Origin of the sequence: Nocardia caishijiensis NBRC 108228 (assembly GCF_001612825.1) — a bacterium.
Taxonomy (GTDB): domain Bacteria; phylum Actinomycetota; class Actinomycetes; order Mycobacteriales; family Mycobacteriaceae; genus Nocardia; species Nocardia caishijiensis.
Genome location: NZ_BDBE01000038.1, coordinates 116926 through 133650, shown reverse-complemented (window position 1 = coordinate 133650; position 16725 = coordinate 116926). Strand labels below are relative to the sequence as shown.

At 68.4% G+C, this 16725-nt stretch carries 13 protein-coding genes; 7 read left to right on the top strand and 6 right to left on the bottom strand.

All coding sequences use genetic code 11. The features are described 5' to 3' along the window. Window positions 1–4: 4 nt before the first annotated feature. Window positions 5–1144 carry a cytochrome bc1 complex Rieske iron-sulfur subunit gene (gene qcrA / locus NC7_RS20860; RefSeq protein WP_067985675.1) on the top strand — a complete coding sequence of 380 codons (1140 nt, stop codon included), beginning with the start codon at window positions 5–7 and terminating at the stop codon, window positions 1142–1144. After that, the gene (qcrB, locus tag NC7_RS20855; RefSeq protein WP_067985673.1) at window positions 1141–2772 is read left to right on the top strand and encodes a cytochrome bc1 complex cytochrome b subunit; all 1632 of its coding nucleotides are present in this window, start codon (window positions 1141–1143) and stop codon (window positions 2770–2772) included. The genes qcrA and qcrB overlap by 4 nt, the downstream gene beginning before the upstream one ends. Window positions 2773–2827: 55 nt before the next feature. Here qcrB and NC7_RS20850 read toward each other — a convergent pair whose 3' ends face one another. Continuing rightward, complete coding sequence (locus NC7_RS20850; RefSeq protein WP_067985887.1) at window positions 2828–3325, bottom strand: polyadenylate-specific 3'-exoribonuclease AS; 498 nt, start codon at window positions 3323–3325, stop codon at window positions 2828–2830. Between the two features lie 182 nt (window positions 3326–3507). On the opposite strand from NC7_RS20850, the gene NC7_RS20845 reads away from it, so the two are divergent. The 4 genes from NC7_RS20845 (at window position 3508) to NC7_RS20830 (ending at window position 8326) form a co-directional block, all read left to right on the top strand. Then, complete coding sequence (locus NC7_RS20845; RefSeq protein ID WP_067985671.1) at window positions 3508–4893, top strand: class II 3-deoxy-7-phosphoheptulonate synthase; 1386 nt, start codon at window positions 3508–3510, stop codon at window positions 4891–4893. Between the two features lie 115 nt (window positions 4894–5008). Further along, window positions 5009–6184 carry a DUF262 domain-containing protein gene (locus tag NC7_RS20840; RefSeq protein WP_067985665.1) on the top strand — a complete coding sequence of 392 codons (1176 nt, stop codon included), beginning with the start codon at window positions 5009–5011 and terminating at the stop codon, window positions 6182–6184. A 3-nt stretch (window positions 6185–6187) separates the two neighbouring features. Then, window positions 6188–7402, top strand: coding sequence for a DUF3696 domain-containing protein (locus tag NC7_RS20835; RefSeq protein WP_067985663.1), 1215 nt, complete (start codon window positions 6188–6190; stop codon window positions 7400–7402). A 21-nt stretch (window positions 7403–7423) separates the two neighbouring features. Then, window positions 7424–8326, top strand: a complete 903-nt coding sequence (locus NC7_RS20830) for a hypothetical protein (RefSeq protein ID WP_067985660.1) — start codon at window positions 7424–7426, stop codon at window positions 8324–8326. Between the two features lie 85 nt (window positions 8327–8411). Here NC7_RS20830 and pknB read toward each other — a convergent pair whose 3' ends face one another. Then, window positions 8412–10334 (bottom strand): Stk1 family PASTA domain-containing Ser/Thr kinase, encoded by a 1923-nt coding sequence (gene pknB, locus NC7_RS20825; RefSeq protein WP_236573690.1) that lies wholly within the window; start codon window positions 10332–10334, stop codon window positions 8412–8414. 116 nt (window positions 10335–10450) lie between these two features. On the opposite strand from pknB, the gene NC7_RS20820 reads away from it, so the two are divergent. Next, entirely contained in the window at window positions 10451–10819 is a 369-nt protein-coding gene (locus NC7_RS20820) for an Rv2175c family DNA-binding protein (RefSeq protein ID WP_067985654.1), read from the top strand. A gap of 19 nt (window positions 10820–10838) precedes the next feature. Here the strand turns inward: NC7_RS20820 and NC7_RS20815 are convergent, their stop codons facing one another. The 4 genes from NC7_RS20815 to NC7_RS20800 all read right to left on the bottom strand — a co-directional run bounded on the left by NC7_RS20815 (window position 10839) and on the right by NC7_RS20800 (window position 16419). Further along, window positions 10839–11912 (bottom strand): phytoene/squalene synthase family protein, encoded by a 1074-nt coding sequence (locus NC7_RS20815; RefSeq protein ID WP_067985645.1) that lies wholly within the window; start codon window positions 11910–11912, stop codon window positions 10839–10841. Continuing rightward, on the bottom strand, window positions 11909–13570 hold the full coding sequence (locus tag NC7_RS20810) for an alpha-(1->6)-mannopyranosyltransferase A (RefSeq protein ID WP_067985636.1): 1662 nt from the start codon (window positions 13568–13570) through the stop codon (window positions 11909–11911). Before NC7_RS20810 ends, NC7_RS20815 begins: the two co-directional genes overlap by 4 nt. Window positions 13571–13670: 100 nt before the next feature. Continuing rightward, window positions 13671–15257 (bottom strand): phytoene desaturase family protein, encoded by a 1587-nt coding sequence (crtI, locus tag NC7_RS20805; protein WP_067985633.1) that lies wholly within the window; start codon window positions 15255–15257, stop codon window positions 13671–13673. Window positions 15258–15264: 7 nt separating this feature from the next. Then, window positions 15265–16419: a polyprenyl synthetase family protein gene (locus tag NC7_RS20800; protein ID WP_067985631.1), complete on the bottom strand. Its 1155-nt coding sequence runs from the start codon at window positions 16417–16419 to the stop codon at window positions 15265–15267. Window positions 16420–16725: the final 306 nt, after the last annotated feature.

Sequence of the window (16725 nt, the reverse complement as noted above, 5' to 3'; positions counted from 1 at the left end):
AGTCATGAGTGGACAGGAGCGAAGCGACATGGGTCGCGAACCCACCGAAGACGAACTGGACGCGATGTCGCGTGCGGAGCTCGTCGAACTCGGTACCGCGCGGGACGACGTCGAGGTCGTGTACCGCGGCGAGCGCTGGCCGGTGGCCGGTACCCGCGCCGAGAAGCGTGCCGAGCGTGCCGTCACGTTCTGGTTCGCCGTTTCCGGTCTCGCGGCCGCCGCGCTGATCGGTGTCTTCCTGTTCTGGCCGTGGGAGTGGAAGGGCAAGGGCGACGAAGGCCACGAGGCCTACTCGCTGTTCACCCCGCTGATCGGTCTCACCTTCGGTATCTCGGTGCTGGTCATCGGTATCGCGGTGGTGCTGATCCGCAAGCGGTTCATCCCCGCCGAGATCTCCATCCAGCAGCGCCACGACGGCCCGTCCGACGAGGTCGAGCGCCGCACCCTGGCCGCCGAGCTGCAGGACGCGCTCGAGACCTCCACCCTTGGTCGGCGCAAGATGATGCTCGGCACCGCCGGTGCCGGTGTCGGTGTGCTCGGACTCGGTGCCGCGATGGTGTTCATCGGCGGGATGATCAAGAACCCGTGGGCGAAGAAGGACAAGTCGCCGCTGTGGGTGTCGGGCTGGACCCCGGACTACGAGGGCGAGACCGTCTACATCCGCCGCGACACCGGCCGCCCCGACGACATCGTCCTGGTGCGCCCGGAGGATCTCGACGCGGGTGCGATGGAAACCGTCTTCCCCTGGAAAGAGAAGTGGCGCGGCGATTCGCACGCCACCCTGCAGTCGCTGCGCGGCATCCGTAACTCCGTGATGCTGATCCGGCTGCGCACCGAGGACGCCGAGAAGGCGATCAAGCGCAAGGGCCAGGAGAGCTTCAACTACGGCGACTACTTCGCCTACTCGAAGATCTGCACCCACCTCGGCTGCCCGACCTCGCTGTTCGAGCAGCAGACCAACCGGATCCTGTGCCCGTGCCACCAGTCGCAGTTCTCGGCGACCGAGTGGGGTAAGCCGGTCTTCGGTCCGGCCGCCCGCGCGCTGCCTCAGCTGCCGATCACCGTCAACTCCGAGGGCTTCCTGGTCGCCGCGGGCGACTTCATCGAGCCGCTCGGCCCGGCCTTCTGGGAGCGTCGTTCATGAGTGTCGGAACAATCATGGCCAACCAGGCCGACGAGATGGACGAGCGGTATCGCGCCGCCGCGTTCGTGAAGCGCTCGATCAACAAGGTCTTCCCGACCCACTGGTCGTTCCTGCTGGGTGAGATCGCGCTCTACGCGTTCATCATCCTGCTGCTGTCGGGTATCTACCTGACGCTGTACTTCGACCCGTCGATGGCGCACGTCGTCTACGACGGTGCCTACCAGCCGCTGCGCGGTGTCGGCATGTCGCGGGCCTACGAGACGACGCTGAACATCTCCTTCGAGGTGCGCGGTGGTCTGTTCGTCCGCCAGATCCACCACTGGGCGGCACTGCTGTTCGCGGCGTCGATCATCATCCACCTGTTCCGTATCTTCTTCACCGGCGCGTTCCGCAAGCCGCGTGAGGCGAACTGGGTGATCGGCTCGCTGCTGCTGATCCTGGCGATGTTCGAAGGCTTCTTCGGCTACTCGCTGCCCGACGACCTGCTCTCGGGCACCGGTCTTCGTGCCGCGTTCTCCGGCATCACCATCGGTGTCCCGGTGGTCGGTACCTGGCTGCACTGGCTGATGTTCGGCGGCGACTTCCCCGGCGACATCATCATCCCGCGTCTCTACATCGCGCACGTGCTGCTGCTGCCCGGCATCATCCTGGCGCTGATCGGTGCCCACGTGGCGCTGGTCTGGTACCAGAAGCACACGCAGTTCCCCGGCCCGGCCCGCACGGAGACGAACGTTGTCGGTGCCCGCATCGTCCCGGTGTTCGCCGCCGACCAGGGCGCGTTCTTCGCCTTCACCCTCGGCATCGTCGGCATCATGGGCGGTGTCCTGCAGATCAACCCGGTGTGGAACCTCGGTCCGTACAACCCGTCGCAGGTGTCGGCGGGTTCGCAGCCCGACTTCTACATGATGTGGACCGACGGTATGGCACGTCTGATGCCTGCCTGGGAGCTCTACCTCGGCCGGTACACGATCCCGGCGGCGTTCTGGGTCGCGCTGGTCATGGGCCTGGTGTTCACGTTGCTGATCGCCTACCCGTGGATCGAGAAGCGCCTCACGGGCGACACCAGCGCGCACCACAACCTGCTGCAGCGTCCGCGCGACGTGCCGGTGCGCACGGCGATCGGTGCGATGGCCATCGCGTTCTACGTGGTGCTCACGCTCTCGTGTGTCAACGACATCATCGCGCTGAAGTTCGACATCTCGCTGAACGCGACCACCTGGATCGGCCGCATCGGTCTGCTGCTGCTGCCGCCGCTGGCGTACTTCATCACCTACCGGTTCTGCATCGGCCTGCAGCGCAGCGACCGCGCGGTGCTCGAGCACGGCATCGAGACCGGTGTGATCAAGCGTCTGCCGCACGGTGAGTACATCGAGGTGCACCAGCCGCTGGGCGGGGTCGACGCACACGGCCACGCCATCCCGCTGGAGTACCAGGGCGCTCCGGTGCCCAAGAAGATGAACCGCCTCGGTTCGGCGGGCAAGCCGGGCACGGGTAGCTTCCTGCGCCCCGACCCGCGCGCCGAGGGCGAGGCCTGGGCCGAGATCGACGAGGCGGAGGAGCACAAGATGCTCGGTGCCCTCGCCGAGCACCAGGCACGCACCGGCGACGGTGACCACAGCGGTCACTGATTCCGCGAACAACGAAGGCCCCGAGTCGTTCCCGACTCGGGGCCTTCGTCGTATCTCAGAGGCGCGGTGTGCGGCGGTGGGATTCGATGGCCTCGAACTTGGCCAGGTTGTGGCGGGCATCGGCGAGGGCGTCGTGCGCGTCGTCGGGGATGGGCGGCAGTTCAGGACTGCCGTGGGCCACCCAGTGCTGACGCAGTTCGTTGGTGTAGCGCGGCATGTTCTTGGGCAGGGCGGTCATGTCACCCCACAGTTGGCACAGCGCCACATGGTCGTAGGCCCCGACCCAGGCCCACAGCTCGGGATATATCCCGGCCCGGGGCAGGAAGAACGCGAGCAGGTCGTCGCGGATCTGGGCGCGGGTGCGATACAGCGGCGAACCGACTGGTGGCAGCTTCGGCAGCACATTGCGGCGCACCCACGGCCCGGCCCGTCCGGCGTCGAATTCGGTGGAGACGGCATAGTACTCACGTCCGTCCTCGCAGACGACGCCGATCGAGATCAGATCGATCGTCACGCCGTCCTCGACGAATTCCGAATCGTAGAAATATCGCAGGGAGATCGCCTCTTCGTGCCGGTGGGTGTCCGTCCCGTCCGACGCGACGAGGCGGGTGGGCCCACGATGAATTGAGTGAAACCCTATGCGGGCACTTCGCGCGAAGCGCGCAGGGGTGCCGCCCGGCCCGTCGCAGGTACGCCGGGTATTCCCCGGCATCCGCGAGTCCGTATCCTTGACTGGTGACCTGGACCGTCGACGTACCGATTGACCGCCTGCCGGAACTGCCGCCGCTGCCTGCCGAGCTGCGCAGTCGGCTGGACGCCGCCCTGGCTCGCCCCGCCCTGCAGCAGCCGTCCTGGGACGCCGACGAGGCCACCACGATGCGCACCGTGCTCGAGAGCGTGCCGCCGATCTGCCTGCCCGCCGAGGTCGAGGACCTCAAGGCCCAGTTGGCGCAGGTGGCGCGCGGCGAAGCGTTCCTCATGCAGGGCGGCGACTGCGCCGAGACCTTCGCCGACAACACCGAACCGCACATTCGCGGCAACATCCGCACGCTGCTGCAGATGGCGGTCGTGCTCACCTACGGCGCGAGCATGCCGGTGGTGAAGGTGGCCCGCATCGCGGGGCAGTACGCGAAGCCGCGATCGGCCGATGTCGACGCGCTCGGGCTGAAGTCCTACCGGGGCGACATGATCAACTCCCTGGTCGCCGACGAGAAGCTGCGCCGCCACGACCCGTCGCGCCTGGTCCGCGCCTACGCCAACGCCAGCGCCGCGATGAACCTGGTCCGCGCTCTCACCAGCGCGGGCACCGCCGACCTGCACCGCCTGCACGACTGGAACCGTGACTTCGTCGCCCAGTCGCCCGCGGGTGCGCGCTACGAGACCCTGGCCGAGGAGATCGACAAGGGCCTGCGGTTCATGGCGGCCTGTCAGGTCAACGACCCGAGCCTCAAGACCGCTCGCATCTACGCCTCGCACGAGGCGCTCGTCCTCGACTACGAGCGCGCGATGCTCCGGCTCAGCGAGAGCGAGACCGGCGAACCGCTGCTCTACGACCTGTCCGCGCACTTCCTGTGGATCGGTGAGCGCACCCGTCAGCTCGACGGTGCCCACATCGCTTTCGCCGAGTTGCTGGCCAACCCCATCGGCCTCAAGATCGGCCCGACCACCACCCCCGACCAGGCGGTCGAATACGTCGAGCGGCTCGACCCGAACAACGAGCCCGGTCGACTCACCCTGGTGGCGCGGATGGGCAACGGCAAGGTGCGCGACGTGCTGCCCCCGATCATCGAGAAGGTGCAGGCCACCGGCCACCAGGTGATCTGGCAGTGCGACCCGATGCACGGCAACACCCACGAGTCGTCCACCGGGTTCAAGACCCGCCACTTCGATCGCATCGTCGACGAGGTGCAGGGCTTCTTCGAGGTCCACCACGCCCTGGGCACCCACCCCGGCGGCCTGCACATCGAACTCACCGGCGAGAACGTCACCGAATGCCTCGGTGGGGCGCAGGACATCTCCGATCTGGATCTCGGTGGTCGGTACGAAACCGCCTGCGACCCCCGCCTCAACACCCAGCAATCCCTGGAACTGTCCTTCCTGGTCGCCGAGATGCTGCGATAGCGCTGCGGCGCTGCTGATTTCGCGCCTCGCCCGAAACGTAGTGGCGCCCGCGAAGCCCGGGGCGACCCGGTACAGTTGCCTACCGGCCGACGCGGACAGGGGAGTGGTCAGTCTGATGGACAACGACGGGGTCGACGCTCGCGCGACGGTCACACGCGACCTCAGCGCCGGGGGCGAACTGGTCGACATCGAGCGCGAGGATGTCGGGACAGCCAACGGGGAGCCGTACGACCCGGAGCGTATCGACGTCGTGACCCGCACCCCGACGGTGGCGCTCATGCTCTCCCGTCTGCGCCGAGGAACCATCGACCTGCAACCCGATTTCCAGCGGCTGGCCGGAATCTGGAGCGAGGAGAATCAGAGCCGCCTGATCGAGTCGATCCTGCTGCGGATCCCCTTGCCCGCGTTCTACGCCGCCGAGGTGCCCGATGACGACGACGGCGTCGATCGGTGGGCGATCGTCGACGGCATTCAGCGGCTCACTGCCATCGTGCGGTTCATGGCACCGTCGTCGGAGTTCTCCCCGTTGACACTGCGCGGCCTGAACTATCTGGATTTCAACGGCAAACGCTTCGACGATCTGCCCGGACGACTGCAGACCCGGCTCGAGGAAACCGAGATCGTGCTGCACCTGATCCGCAAAGGCACACCGGACGAAGCGAAGTTCAACATCTTCGCCCGCCTCAATACCGGCGGGTTGCCGTTGACCACCCAGGAATTGCGACACGCACTGATTCCGGGCCGGGCCCGAACGCTGCTCGGCGAACTCGCGGACTCCGCTGAATTCCGCGCGGCCACCAGTGGTTCGGTGGCGAAGGGTCGGATGGCGGATCGGGAAATGGTGCTGCGGTTCCTGGCCTTCTCGATCAGTGACCCGCTCGAATACCGGGAGAAGGATTTCGACAAGTTCCTCCGGGATTCGATGCACCGGATCAACCACCTGGGCGAATTGCGGGTCGCGCAACTGCGCACCGCCTTCACGATGGCGATGAACACGAACCTCGCCGTCTTCGGAAAATACGCATTCCGCAAGCAGTACGAGTCGAATGCCGCCCGATACCCGGTCAACAAGGCGCTGTTCGAGGTTCTCGCCGTCGGCTTCGCTGCTCGTCCGCGAGCGGCGCGCCGAATCGAGAACTCACCGCGGTCGTTCGTGAAGGGCTTCCGGAAATTGTTGAGCGACAACCCGAGGTTCGATCGGGCGATCTCGGTGAGCACGGGTGACCCGGCATCGATCCGGTACCGGTTCGCGATGATCGACGCGCTCCTCGCCGACTACGATCGGGGATGAGAGGTGCTGACCAGCATTCTGCTGCGCAACTTCAAGGCGTTCGCCGAGATCGAGATCCCGCTGAGCAGACTCACCCTGCTGACCGGCCTCAACTCCTCGGGCAAGAGCACGGTGTTGCAGGCATTGGCGCTGCTTCGGCAAGCGCAGTTCGGGCCCGGCGTCGAGTTCGCCTTCGCGCTGAACGGCGAGTTCGTGGAGCTCGGTCTCGGCCGTGATGTCCGGCACGAGGCGTGGATCAAGGGGACGACCACACCGGGGGCCATCGAGATCGAGTTGCGCAGCGATCTGAACGATCCGGACAACGAACTGCGCGGACGGGCCTTCTGGTCCGCCGAGTACGCGGCCGAGGAAGACCTCCTGCGGATCTCGCGGAATTTCGACCTCGGTTCGCTCATCGATCGCGACGATCGTCGGCTGGACAGAGATGCGCTGGGACGGGACGAGAAGTTGCGCCGCGAGCTCGACCGGGATTTCCGCGCACACGAAACGATCGACCGCGCGGCGTTCTTCCAGTACCTGCGTGCCGACCGGATCAACCCAGCGGTGAGCTATCTGCGCTCGACCGCGGTTCAGCACGGTTTCCTCGGTGCGCGCGGCGAACACGCGGTGAACTACCTGCGTATCCACCAGGACGACGAGGTCGCCGAGGACCTGCGGCACAGCGAGGCGGTGTCGAACACACTGCTGCGCCAGACCGAGGCCTGGCTGGGCTACCTGTGCCCCGGGGTGAACCTGCAGGCCACCGGTATCGATGGCACGGACGCGGTGCGTCTGTCCTACAGCCAGGGCACGGGCGGCCTGTCGTCGTCGAACAGGTACCGACCGACCAATGTCGGTTTCGGGCTCACCTACGCGCTGCCGATCGTGATCGCCTGCCTCACCGCGCGACCGGGGAGCCTGATCCTGCTGGAGAACCCGGAAGCTCATCTGCATCCGCGTGGGCAGTCGGCGATGGCACAGCTCATCGCCCGCGCGGCTGCCTCGGGCGCGCAGTTGATCGTCGAATCGCACAGCGACCACGTTCTCAACGGCCTGCGGATCGCGGTGAAACGTGCGATTCTCACGCCGAAAGACTTGCAGCTGTTGTACTTTCGCACCGACGACGTCGGTGTCAAGCATGTGGACCCGATCGAGGTCCGGCCGAGTGGTTCGATCGAGAACTGGCCGCCCGGCTTCTTCGACGAGTGGGATCATGCGCTGGATGTGCTGATCGACTGACACGAACACGGTGGGGGAACGATGTCGGTGCTGCTGTGCCTCAACGAGCATTCGTGCACGCACGAGTTGCGCGAGGACGAAGTGACCGCCGCGATGCGCCGGTTCGTCACAGCGGTCCGCGCGATACAACCGCGTGCGACGTTGGTGACTCCGCTCAAACTGCCGCACATCGAGCTCGCTCCCGGGTATCCGATGGCCAGGTGGGCCGATCGCAACAAGGATCTGTGGCGCGCCCTGCGCATGCTGCAGGATCGTGCCCCGTATTCGTACGCGGAACTGGTCTCGGAACGCGACCGCGACGTGGAGTACCACCTCGAGGGCACGCGGGCGGAAGGGCTCGGCCTGGCGCACAGTCACGACGGGCTTGCCGTGAGTCTGCCGACGGCTCACCGGTGGGATCGCACCGAGATCCCGATCGATCGGACGTGGTTCGACGAGGCGGCCGATGCGGTGGGCGAGGAAGTGGTCGAGGTCCGGCACCTGTCCGCGACAGAGCATCTGACGGTCCACCGTGCGTGGTTCGACGAGGTGCGCTACCGGGCGGCCATCACCGAGGGATCGCAACTGTGGAGCGGGCACGCCGAGCTCTTTCCAGCGCTGACCTTTCTGCCCGGTGTCGCCGAGCATCTCACGGCACTCGATCCGCGCTGGGTACAGCCGGTCTTCGGGCGTTTGAAAGAGCTGCAGGAGATGGTGGTGGAGTGGCGGACCGACGGATCGACCGAACCGCGATGGCGGTCGAAGGTCAGCCCGGAGCACGATGGGCGACGCGATCTCTGCTGGTTCGAGGATCTGGACGGCGTGACTCGACTCTTCGACACCCATCTGCGGTTCACACCGGGTGCGGGCCGCCTGCACCTGCGGGTGGTCTTCGAGGACAGGACCGTGCGGATCGCCTGGATCGGCCCGAAGATCGGATCCTGACCGGTCAGCGGTTACCGCCGCGACCGGGCTTTTCCTTGTCGTCGTCCTTGTCGGGCTTGTCGTCCTTCTCCGGGGCGCGATCTCTTCAAGGTAGGGCGGTGAGGGAGACGACGGTGCCTGCTTCGACATTCGTGTTGATGCCGGGGACCTGGCCGATCACCAGGGAGTTGTCGGAGTCGGTGAGGGATTTGACCTCTACTCGCAGGCCGAGTTGCTGCAGTTTGGCGCGGGCGTTGCCGACGGTCTGACCCATCACGTTGGGGACCTTGACGGCGTTGGAGACCAGCAGGGTGACGCTGTCGCCGGATTGCAGGGTGGTGCCGACGGCGGGGTCGGTGCCGATCGCCTTGTCGCCCTCGATGCTCTTGTCGTACTGCACCGTCACCTCGCGGACGGTGAGACCGGCCTTGGTGAGGGCCTGGTTGGCTTCCTCGGTGGTCTTGCCGCGCACGTCGGGCACGTTCACCGGCTGCGAACCCTTGCTGCGGTACACCTTCACCTGCGCGCCCATCGGCAGCACGGTGCCGGGGGCCGGTTCCACCCTGGCCAGCGAACCCTTCGGTGCGGTGCTGGCGGCCTCACCGCTGTCGATGGGTTGCAGACCCATGTCGCGGATCGCGGCGTTCACGGCGCTGATCTGGTCGCCGGGCTTGATGTCCTCGGGTACGCGCGGTTTGCCGTTGGAGATCAGCACCGCGATGGTGGAACTCTTGGTGACCCGCGAACCGGCCGACGGATCGGTGCCGACCACTCCGCCCACCGGGATCGTGTCGGACGCCTTCTGCCGCAGCACCGTCTCGAATCCGGCCTGTTCCAGCACGGCGACGGCCCGCTCGGTGTCCATCCCCGCGATCGGTGGCACCGCCGTGTAGCGGCCGACACCCACCCACCAGCCGCCGATACCGACCAGCAGCGTGAGTGCGGTGACGATGCCGACCCAGACCAGACCGGTACGGCGGGTATGGGTTTCGGCCGGGACGAACGGGTTGTGCACGGGATCGGCCGGATCGTCGAGCCGTGGCCGCTGCGCGGTGACCACCCGGGTGTGCTGTGGCTGGGCGACCGGGCGCGGCGACACCGGCTCCCGGTGGGGCGTCACGGGATTCATCGCCGCCGGGTCGGGGCGGAAGGCCTCGCTGAGGTGTTCGGCCGAATCCCGTGGCGCCGGAACGCGATACGGCGGCAGCTGCAAGCTCATCGCCACCGATTGCAGGTTGGCCGCCATCTGGTTGGCGTCGGCGAACCGTTTCGCGGGGTCGCGGGAGGTGGCCTCGGCGACGAGTGCGTCGAACTCGGCGGGCACACCGTCGATGAACTGGCTCGGCGCGGGCACGTCGTTCTCCACCCGCTGATAGGCCACCGACAGCGAGTTGTCGCCGGTGAACGGCACCCGGCCGGTGAGCAGTTCGAAGATCAGGATGCCGAAGGAGTACACATCCGAGCGTGCGTCGGCGGTGCCCGAGGTGACCTGCTCCGGCGAGAGGTAGGCGGCGGTGCCGAGGATCACGCTGGCGGAAGTGGTGTTGGCGGCGGCCACGGCGCGGACCAGGCCGAAGTCGGCGATCTTCACCTCGCCCGCGTCGGAGATCAGGACGTTCTCCGGTTTGATGTCGCGGTGCACCAGACCCGCGTCGTGGGCGGTGCCGATGGCGCGCAGCACCGGTTCGGCGACGGCGCGCACGGCGTGCGGCGGCATCGGGCCGCGTTCGCGCAGCAGTTCGCGCAGGGTGCCGCCTTCGACCAGTTCCATGATGAGGAACGGGTATTCGCCGTCGATGCCCTGGTCGTACACCGCGACCAGCGAGGGGTGCTTGAGTTTGGCCACCGCACGGGCTTCGAACTCGAAGCGGCTCAGGAACTGGGGGTCGCCGGCGAACTTGGGGTCCATCACCTTGATGGCGACGGGGCGGTCGAGCCGGGTGTCGGTTCCTCGGAACACCATCGACATTCCGCCGCGAGCGATCGGCGCATCGATGCGATAGCGCCCTTCCAGCATCTGGCCGATCACAGGTGTCCTCCGGCGTACGACGAACTGGCCACGGTGGTGCGGCCACCACGATGGTAACCGGGTGTGACGGCATGCCAGCCGATGGATGCGTCGCGTCACGTACTACCGTTGTATGGGTGAGTGCCTTCCCCTGCAGCGACGACGTGCTGCCCGACACCGAAACCCTCGTCTCCCTGCCCGAGGCCGCCGACATACTCGGTGTCCCGGTGACCGCGGTGCATCAACTGCTGCGCGATCACCAGCTCCTCGCGGTGCGCCGGGGCGGTGTCGCGGGCATTCCGTCCCGCTTCTTCGACGACAACGACGAGATCGTCCGCATGCTGCCCGGCCTGATCACGGTGATGCGTGACGGCAAGTACAGCGACGAGGACATCCTGCGCTGGATCTACACCGAGGACGACTCGCTGCCGGGCCGTCCGGTCGACGCCCTGCACGGCCCGCTGGCCCGCGAGGTCGTCCGCCGCGCCGCCGCCGAGCCTTTCTGAGCTCTCCGCCGACCCTCGATCAGCGGCGTGGGACGGCGAAACCCTTGGCGGCCACCAGGATCCGACGGTGGTTCGGGACGGTGGCGCGGGTGGCGAAGATCTGGAAATCCGCCGCTTCGATCCGATCCAGGATCTCGGCGTAGAGCACCGCGGCGGTCCGGATCGCGGGACGGACCCGGGGAGCCAGCAGGTCGATGCCCGGGAGCGCGCGGCGGTAGATGTCGCGGTTGACGGCGATCAGATGCGCCAGGGCGCGCCGCGTCGGCTGATCGGTTCGCCCGGCGGCCCGGCACGCCCGCAGCCGCGCCTCGTCCACGTCGAAGGCGGCCAGTTCGTCGGCCGGTAGGTAGACGCGGCCGCGATCGAGGTCTTCGGCGACGTCCCGCAGGAAGTTGGTGACCTGGAACGCCTCGCCGAGGGCGGCGGCCGCGGGCTCGGCCTCCTCGATCGGGACCACGGTGCCGAGTACCGGCAGCAGCTGTAGACCGATGGCGGCCGCGGACCCGCGCATGTAGCCGCGCAGTTCGGCCATGCTCGCGTAGTGCGTGCGGTGGACGGTGGTGCCGGGGACATCCATGCGCATGGCGTCGAGAAACGTCCAGATGTGCGCGTGCGCGATGTGGTAGTGAGCGATGGTCTCGGCCGTCGCGGCGATGATCTGGCGACGCCGCGGATCGGTGGTGTCGACATCGCCCTGCTCGATGGCCAGGCGAAGCTGCTTCTCGACCAGATCGAGGTGCTGAGCGGGGGATGTGCTGTGGTCGCCCGCGGGCCCGAACGCTGCCCGCGCGGTCGAGTATCGCGCCGCGTCCCCGGCCATCGGTGTCTCGGCCCCCGATGTCGGGGCGAAGCTCGGTGGGAGTGCTGCTGTGCGGTCGACGGGGTCGAGGACCCGCCCGGGGTCGTCGGCGTGGTCGACGATGTCGTCCACCATCCGCGCGAACGCGTACAGCGCGTGGACGGCCCGGCGTCGCCGCGGGCTCAGCAGGGCGGTGGCGAGGTAGTAGGTGCGGCCGTGTTCGGCGGCGATGCGGCGACAGGTCGCGTAGGCCTCGTCGAGTTCGGATCTCCGGGGAACGACCGGTCCGCTCATGCGGACAGGGAGCGCGCGTGCTGCTGAGCGACCGCGCGCGAACCCGCCGACCGCAGATGCAGCGGGTCGACGTGCCGCAGCGACACCGCGGCGACGACCGCGGCGAACGTCGCGACGGCGACGTGCCCGATGCTGTAGAGGCCGTTCGAACCGTCCGGGTGGAACACCAGCATCAGCCAGGTGCAGATGCCGACCAACCACATCAGGGTGCGGGTGGAGAGCGCGAAGGCCGCGGCCAGCGCCAACGGCCAGGAGTAGTACCAGGGCAGCGCGGCGGGGGAGAGCACCACGATCGCCACGAACGCGATGACGATGCCCATCACGGCCTCGCGCTCGCTGTGCCGGAACCGCCACCAGGTCGCCACCAGGAGCAGGACCAGCGCCACCTGGCACAACTTACGGGTCAGCCACAGCACCGAGTCGAAGTCGAGCGGGGTCACCAGGGCGACCAACTCGGCGAACAGCGTCGGAAGCGACAGCCACTGGATGATCTTGTTGGAGCCCTGCAGGGCCGTCACCCACCCGAACCCGACACCCGCGATCACCGAGGCCGCCCCGAAGACCGCCGCGAACACACCGACGCCGATCCCGGCGATCTTGGCGAACACCAGCAGTGGGTGGGGCATGTCCGCCGACGGGCGAGCGGCGTCGGGATGCTTCTGTTCCTCCGACAGCGCCGCATCGGAGTCGGCGCGGTCCCGGCGTTCGGCCGCTCGTCGTTCCTTCTCGTGCAGGATCCAGATCCACACCAGGAAGGGCAGCGCGACGCCCGCGGTGGCCTTGATCGCCACGCCGATGGCGACCACGACGATGCCCGCCACGTGATGACGCTCGAGCACCAGCGCGATACCGGCGCACATGAGCCCGACCATCAGCATCTCGTTGTGCACGCCACCGATGAGGTGGATCAGCACCAGCGGGTTGAGCACCGCCAGCCACAGCGCCACCGTCGGCTTACCGCCCAGGTGCTTGGTCAGGTACGGCACGGCCCACATCATCAACACCAGCCCCGGCAGCATGACGATGCGCAGGGCGATGGTTCCGGCGATCACGTTGTCGCCGGTGATCGAGGTGATCGCGCGTCCGATCAGCAGGAACATCGGACCGTAGGGCGCGGTGGTGGTGGTCCACACCGTGCTCACGTTGTCCAGGAGGATGCCGGGATTGGCGACCGGGCCCACCTGATAGGGGTCGAACCCGTCGCGCAGGAGCGCGCCCTGGGCGAGGTAGGAATAGACGTCGCGGCTGAACATCGGCGCCGCGAACAGCAGCGGTGCGGTCCAGATGCCGACGATGGCCCGTAGTTCGTTGAGGGTGACCGTCGATTCACCCTTGCCGATCGTGTTGCGGCCGAGTCGGACCCAGGCCGTGATCATCATCAGCACACCGGCCCAGATGATGATCGTCGACAACGCGTAGCCGTGCCCGAACCGCAACCAGGACAGGTGTAGCGCCTCGAGCAACGGATCGCGCTTGCGGACCGCGCCCGCACCGAAACCGCCGAAAGTGATCAGGATGGCGCCCACGAAGCCCATGAGGGCGGCGTGGCCTTCCGGGCTGCGGACGAAATCGCCCGCCGTGCGCAGCCGTGTCCGCACCCCGGGATCGGTCCCGGCGGGCAGATGGCGCTGCGGTTCGAGGGTGCGCGTGGTGTCCATGGGGCCTACGGTCGTCTCGGGGGGCGGCATCTTCGGTCGGTCCCCCCGGATGGTCGGCGGTCGCAACCGCGAGTGATAAGTCGGCCGCCAGTTTACGGCTTCAGTTCCGAACACTAACCCGGTGGTCGCCCCCGGTGTGCGCCCGGCTACCGGTGATTCGCGCCGCCGCCAACTTGCCCGACAGCAGTGTGGTGGGTACACCGACCCCAGGAGTGGTGCCGCAACCTGCGAGAACGACGTTGTCCACGCCCCTTGGCAGGTTCCGTGGACGCAAGGGTCCGGTCTGCCGGAAAAGGTGCGCCACCGAGAACGGTGTGCCCGCGATCATGCCCTGGCTCGCCCAGGTGGCCGGGGTATCGAACCGGTCGACGCGGAAGTTGGTACCGATGCCGGTGTAGCCGCGCTGTTCGAGCGTGGCGAACAGTTCACGCAGGTAGGCCGGGCCGATCCGGTCCCAATCCAGCGGCGCCGAGGTGAGGTTCGGGCACGGCGCGAGCAGCGAGAGCGGCTCCCAGCGGCCGTCGACGCGGTCGACGAACAGGCCGGGGTCGCTGAGCGCGGGGCGGGTGAGCAGCAGCGAGGGGTCGCTCATCAGCGTGCCCCGGCCCTTGCCCGCCGCGATCTCGCGGAAGGTCTGCTCCCACGCGGCCCCGAATTCGATCGTGTGATGGGCCTGCACGGGCCACCGCGCGGCGACCTCGGCGGGCACGGTGCCGTGCGCGACGACGGCCGACGGCGAGGCCCGCAGCCCGCGTCGGTTGCGCAACCCGAAACGGCGGATCGAGCCGAGGTCGGCGGTGACGACGACGGCGTCACAGGCGATGCTCCGGCCGTCCACGGTGCGGACGGCTTCGGCGTGCCGAGCGCCCGGCGACGCGGTGCCCTTGCCCGTCGCGTAGTCGATGCCGACGACCTCGGTGCCGAGTTCGAGGTGCCCACCGGCGGTGGTGAACGCCTCGGCCAGCGCCGTGGTGACGGCCCGCATCCCGCCCTCGGGGAAGTACACGCCGAGGCAGGTGTCCATGTGCGGGATGGCGCCGTAGACGGCCAACGCCTGATCCGGCGCGGTCCCCGCGTAGAGCGCCTGGAAGGTGAACAGCCTGGTCAGTCGCTCGTCGCGCAGGTAGGAGCGCACCCGTGGTCCGAGCTTGCCGAGCCCACCGAGCCGCACCACCCGCGCCAGCGCGGAGCGGGCGGCCGGTGTGCGGACCATGTCGAGCGGCGAATCGAAATCGGCGTTCATGAATTCGTCGAACTCGGCTTCGTACATCCGTCCGAGCCAGTCGCGCAGGCGTCGGTACCCGCGGGCCTCGCCGGGGCCGCAGGTGCGCGTCACCTCCTCGGCCATCTGCTCGGCGTCGTCGTAGACCCGGATGTCGCTGCCGTCGGCGAAGCGGGCGTGATAGGCCGGTGCCAGGCGGTGGATGCGCAGCCCCACATCCTCGCGGGTCCGCCCGACCGCCGCGAGCGCGTCGTCGATGGTCTCGGGCAGGGTGAGAACCGTTGCGCCGCTGTCGATCTCGTAGTCGTCGAAGCGGTAGCGGCCCACCCGGCCGCCGGGATGGTCGGCGCGCTCGAGGACGGTCACCGCGAGTCCGGCGCCCCGCAGGTGGAGCGCGGCGCCGAGACCGGCCAGCCCGGCCCCCACGACGACGACATGGTTCGGTTGTCCCACAACAGTTTTCACAAGGTCCTCAGGCGGTGCGGCGAGTGGCGGCCAGCGCCATGTCGTGCAGCAGGTGCTTGGCGGCGGGGGTGGCGGTACTGTGCGCGATCGCGGCCAGGCCCGTCTCGGTGAGTTCGGTGATGCGGCGCTCCACGTCGTCGACGGCACCCACGTCGACCAGCACCGCGCGCAACCGGTCGACGGCGGCGTCGTCGAGGTCGGTGCCGAGCCCGGCGCGGATCAGCGCGGCCGACTCCGCGTCGGCGCGCCGCAGCGCCTCCGCGATGAGCACGGTGCGCTTGCCTTCGCGCAGATCGTCGCCCGAGGGTTTGCCGGTGACGGCCGGATCGCCGAACACCCCGAGCAGGTCGTCGCGCAGCTGGAACGCGATGCCGACATCGGTTCCGTAGGTGCGCAGCGCCGCGACGAGGGCGTCGTCGGCGCCCGCCAGCGCGGCTCCGAGGTGTAGCGGCCGCTCGATGGTGTAGGCGGCGGTCTTGTAGCGGTTGATCCGCAGCGCGGCCGCCACCGACTCGTCGCCACCGGCCTCGCCGTTGATGTCGAGCAGTTGCCCACCGAGCACCTCGGTGCGCATCCGAGCCCACACCGGGGCGAACCGGGCGAAGGCGGCGGTGTCGAGCCCGGCCGCGTGCACCAGGTCGTCGGCCCAGGCCAGCGCCAGGTCACCGATCAGAATGGCGACGGCGCAACCGTACGCCTCGCCGTCGCCGGACCAACCGGAGGCGCGGTGGCGGTCGGTGAAGTCGATGTGCACGGTCGGGAACCCGCGCCGGGTGCGGGAGGAGTCGATGATGTCGTCGTGCACCAGCGCGCAGGCCTGCACCAGCTCGAGCGCCGCGCAGGCGGTGAGCACCGAGGCCGCCTCGGGTGCGGCCGGGTCGCCACCGGCACCGAGCCAGCCCGTCCAGGCGAAGCCGGGACGGGTGCGCTTGCCGCCGCGCACCACGAACTGTTCCAGGGCCTCGGCGGCGTCGACGAACACCGGACCGAGCGGTTCGACGATCTCGCGTCGGGTCGCGAAGAACTCCGTGAGCACCTGTTCGACCACCGCGACGAAGGCCGGTGTGCCGGGCGTGAGCGCCACGAGGTCGACCGAGGTCGACACGTCGGCGGCGGGCCGGGCGAGCGGGGTACCGATTCCGGCGGACAGGGCGGCCTCCAAATGCGAGCGTCAGGATTCGGATGACGCACCCTCGCGGTGCGTGCACAGCGTCGTCTCGAACGATACGCGGGCCGTGTCCGGCGTCGGCGGGCGCACACGGCCGCTGCGACCGATCCCACACCCGGCGTTTCCTCGGGGCCGAGGCTCCCGCGCCCGGTTGTCCATCCGCCTTGACATTCTCCGCTCCGAACAGGGGATTTCCACTCGGCCGGTACCGGGGCCTGCGGTGTTGTGATCGGAGGGGGTATGGGCTGTCCGGTATCGGAGATCCCCGGTCGGCGCCGTCGGCCCGTGACGTCCCACTAG

What these genes read in the sequence shown, in the direction of transcription:
- qcrB (WP_067985673.1), top strand. Translation starts at nt 1,141, where the DNA reads ATGAGTGTCGGAACAATCATGGCCAACCAGGCCGACGAGATGGACGAG.
- NC7_RS20815 (WP_067985645.1), bottom strand. Translation starts at nt 11,912, where the DNA reads ATGAGCGGACCGGTCGTTCCCCGGAGATCCGAACTCGACGAGGCCTAC.
- qcrA (WP_067985675.1), top strand. Translation starts at nt 5, where the DNA reads ATGAGTGGACAGGAGCGAAGCGACATGGGTCGCGAACCCACCGAAGAC.
- NC7_RS20830 (WP_067985660.1), top strand. Translation starts at nt 7,424, where the DNA reads ATGTCGGTGCTGCTGTGCCTCAACGAGCATTCGTGCACGCACGAGTTG.
- NC7_RS20840 (WP_067985665.1), top strand. Translation starts at nt 5,009, where the DNA reads ATGGACAACGACGGGGTCGACGCTCGCGCGACGGTCACACGCGACCTC.
- NC7_RS20810 (WP_067985636.1), bottom strand. Translation starts at nt 13,570, where the DNA reads ATGGACACCACGCGCACCCTCGAACCGCAGCGCCATCTGCCCGCCGGG.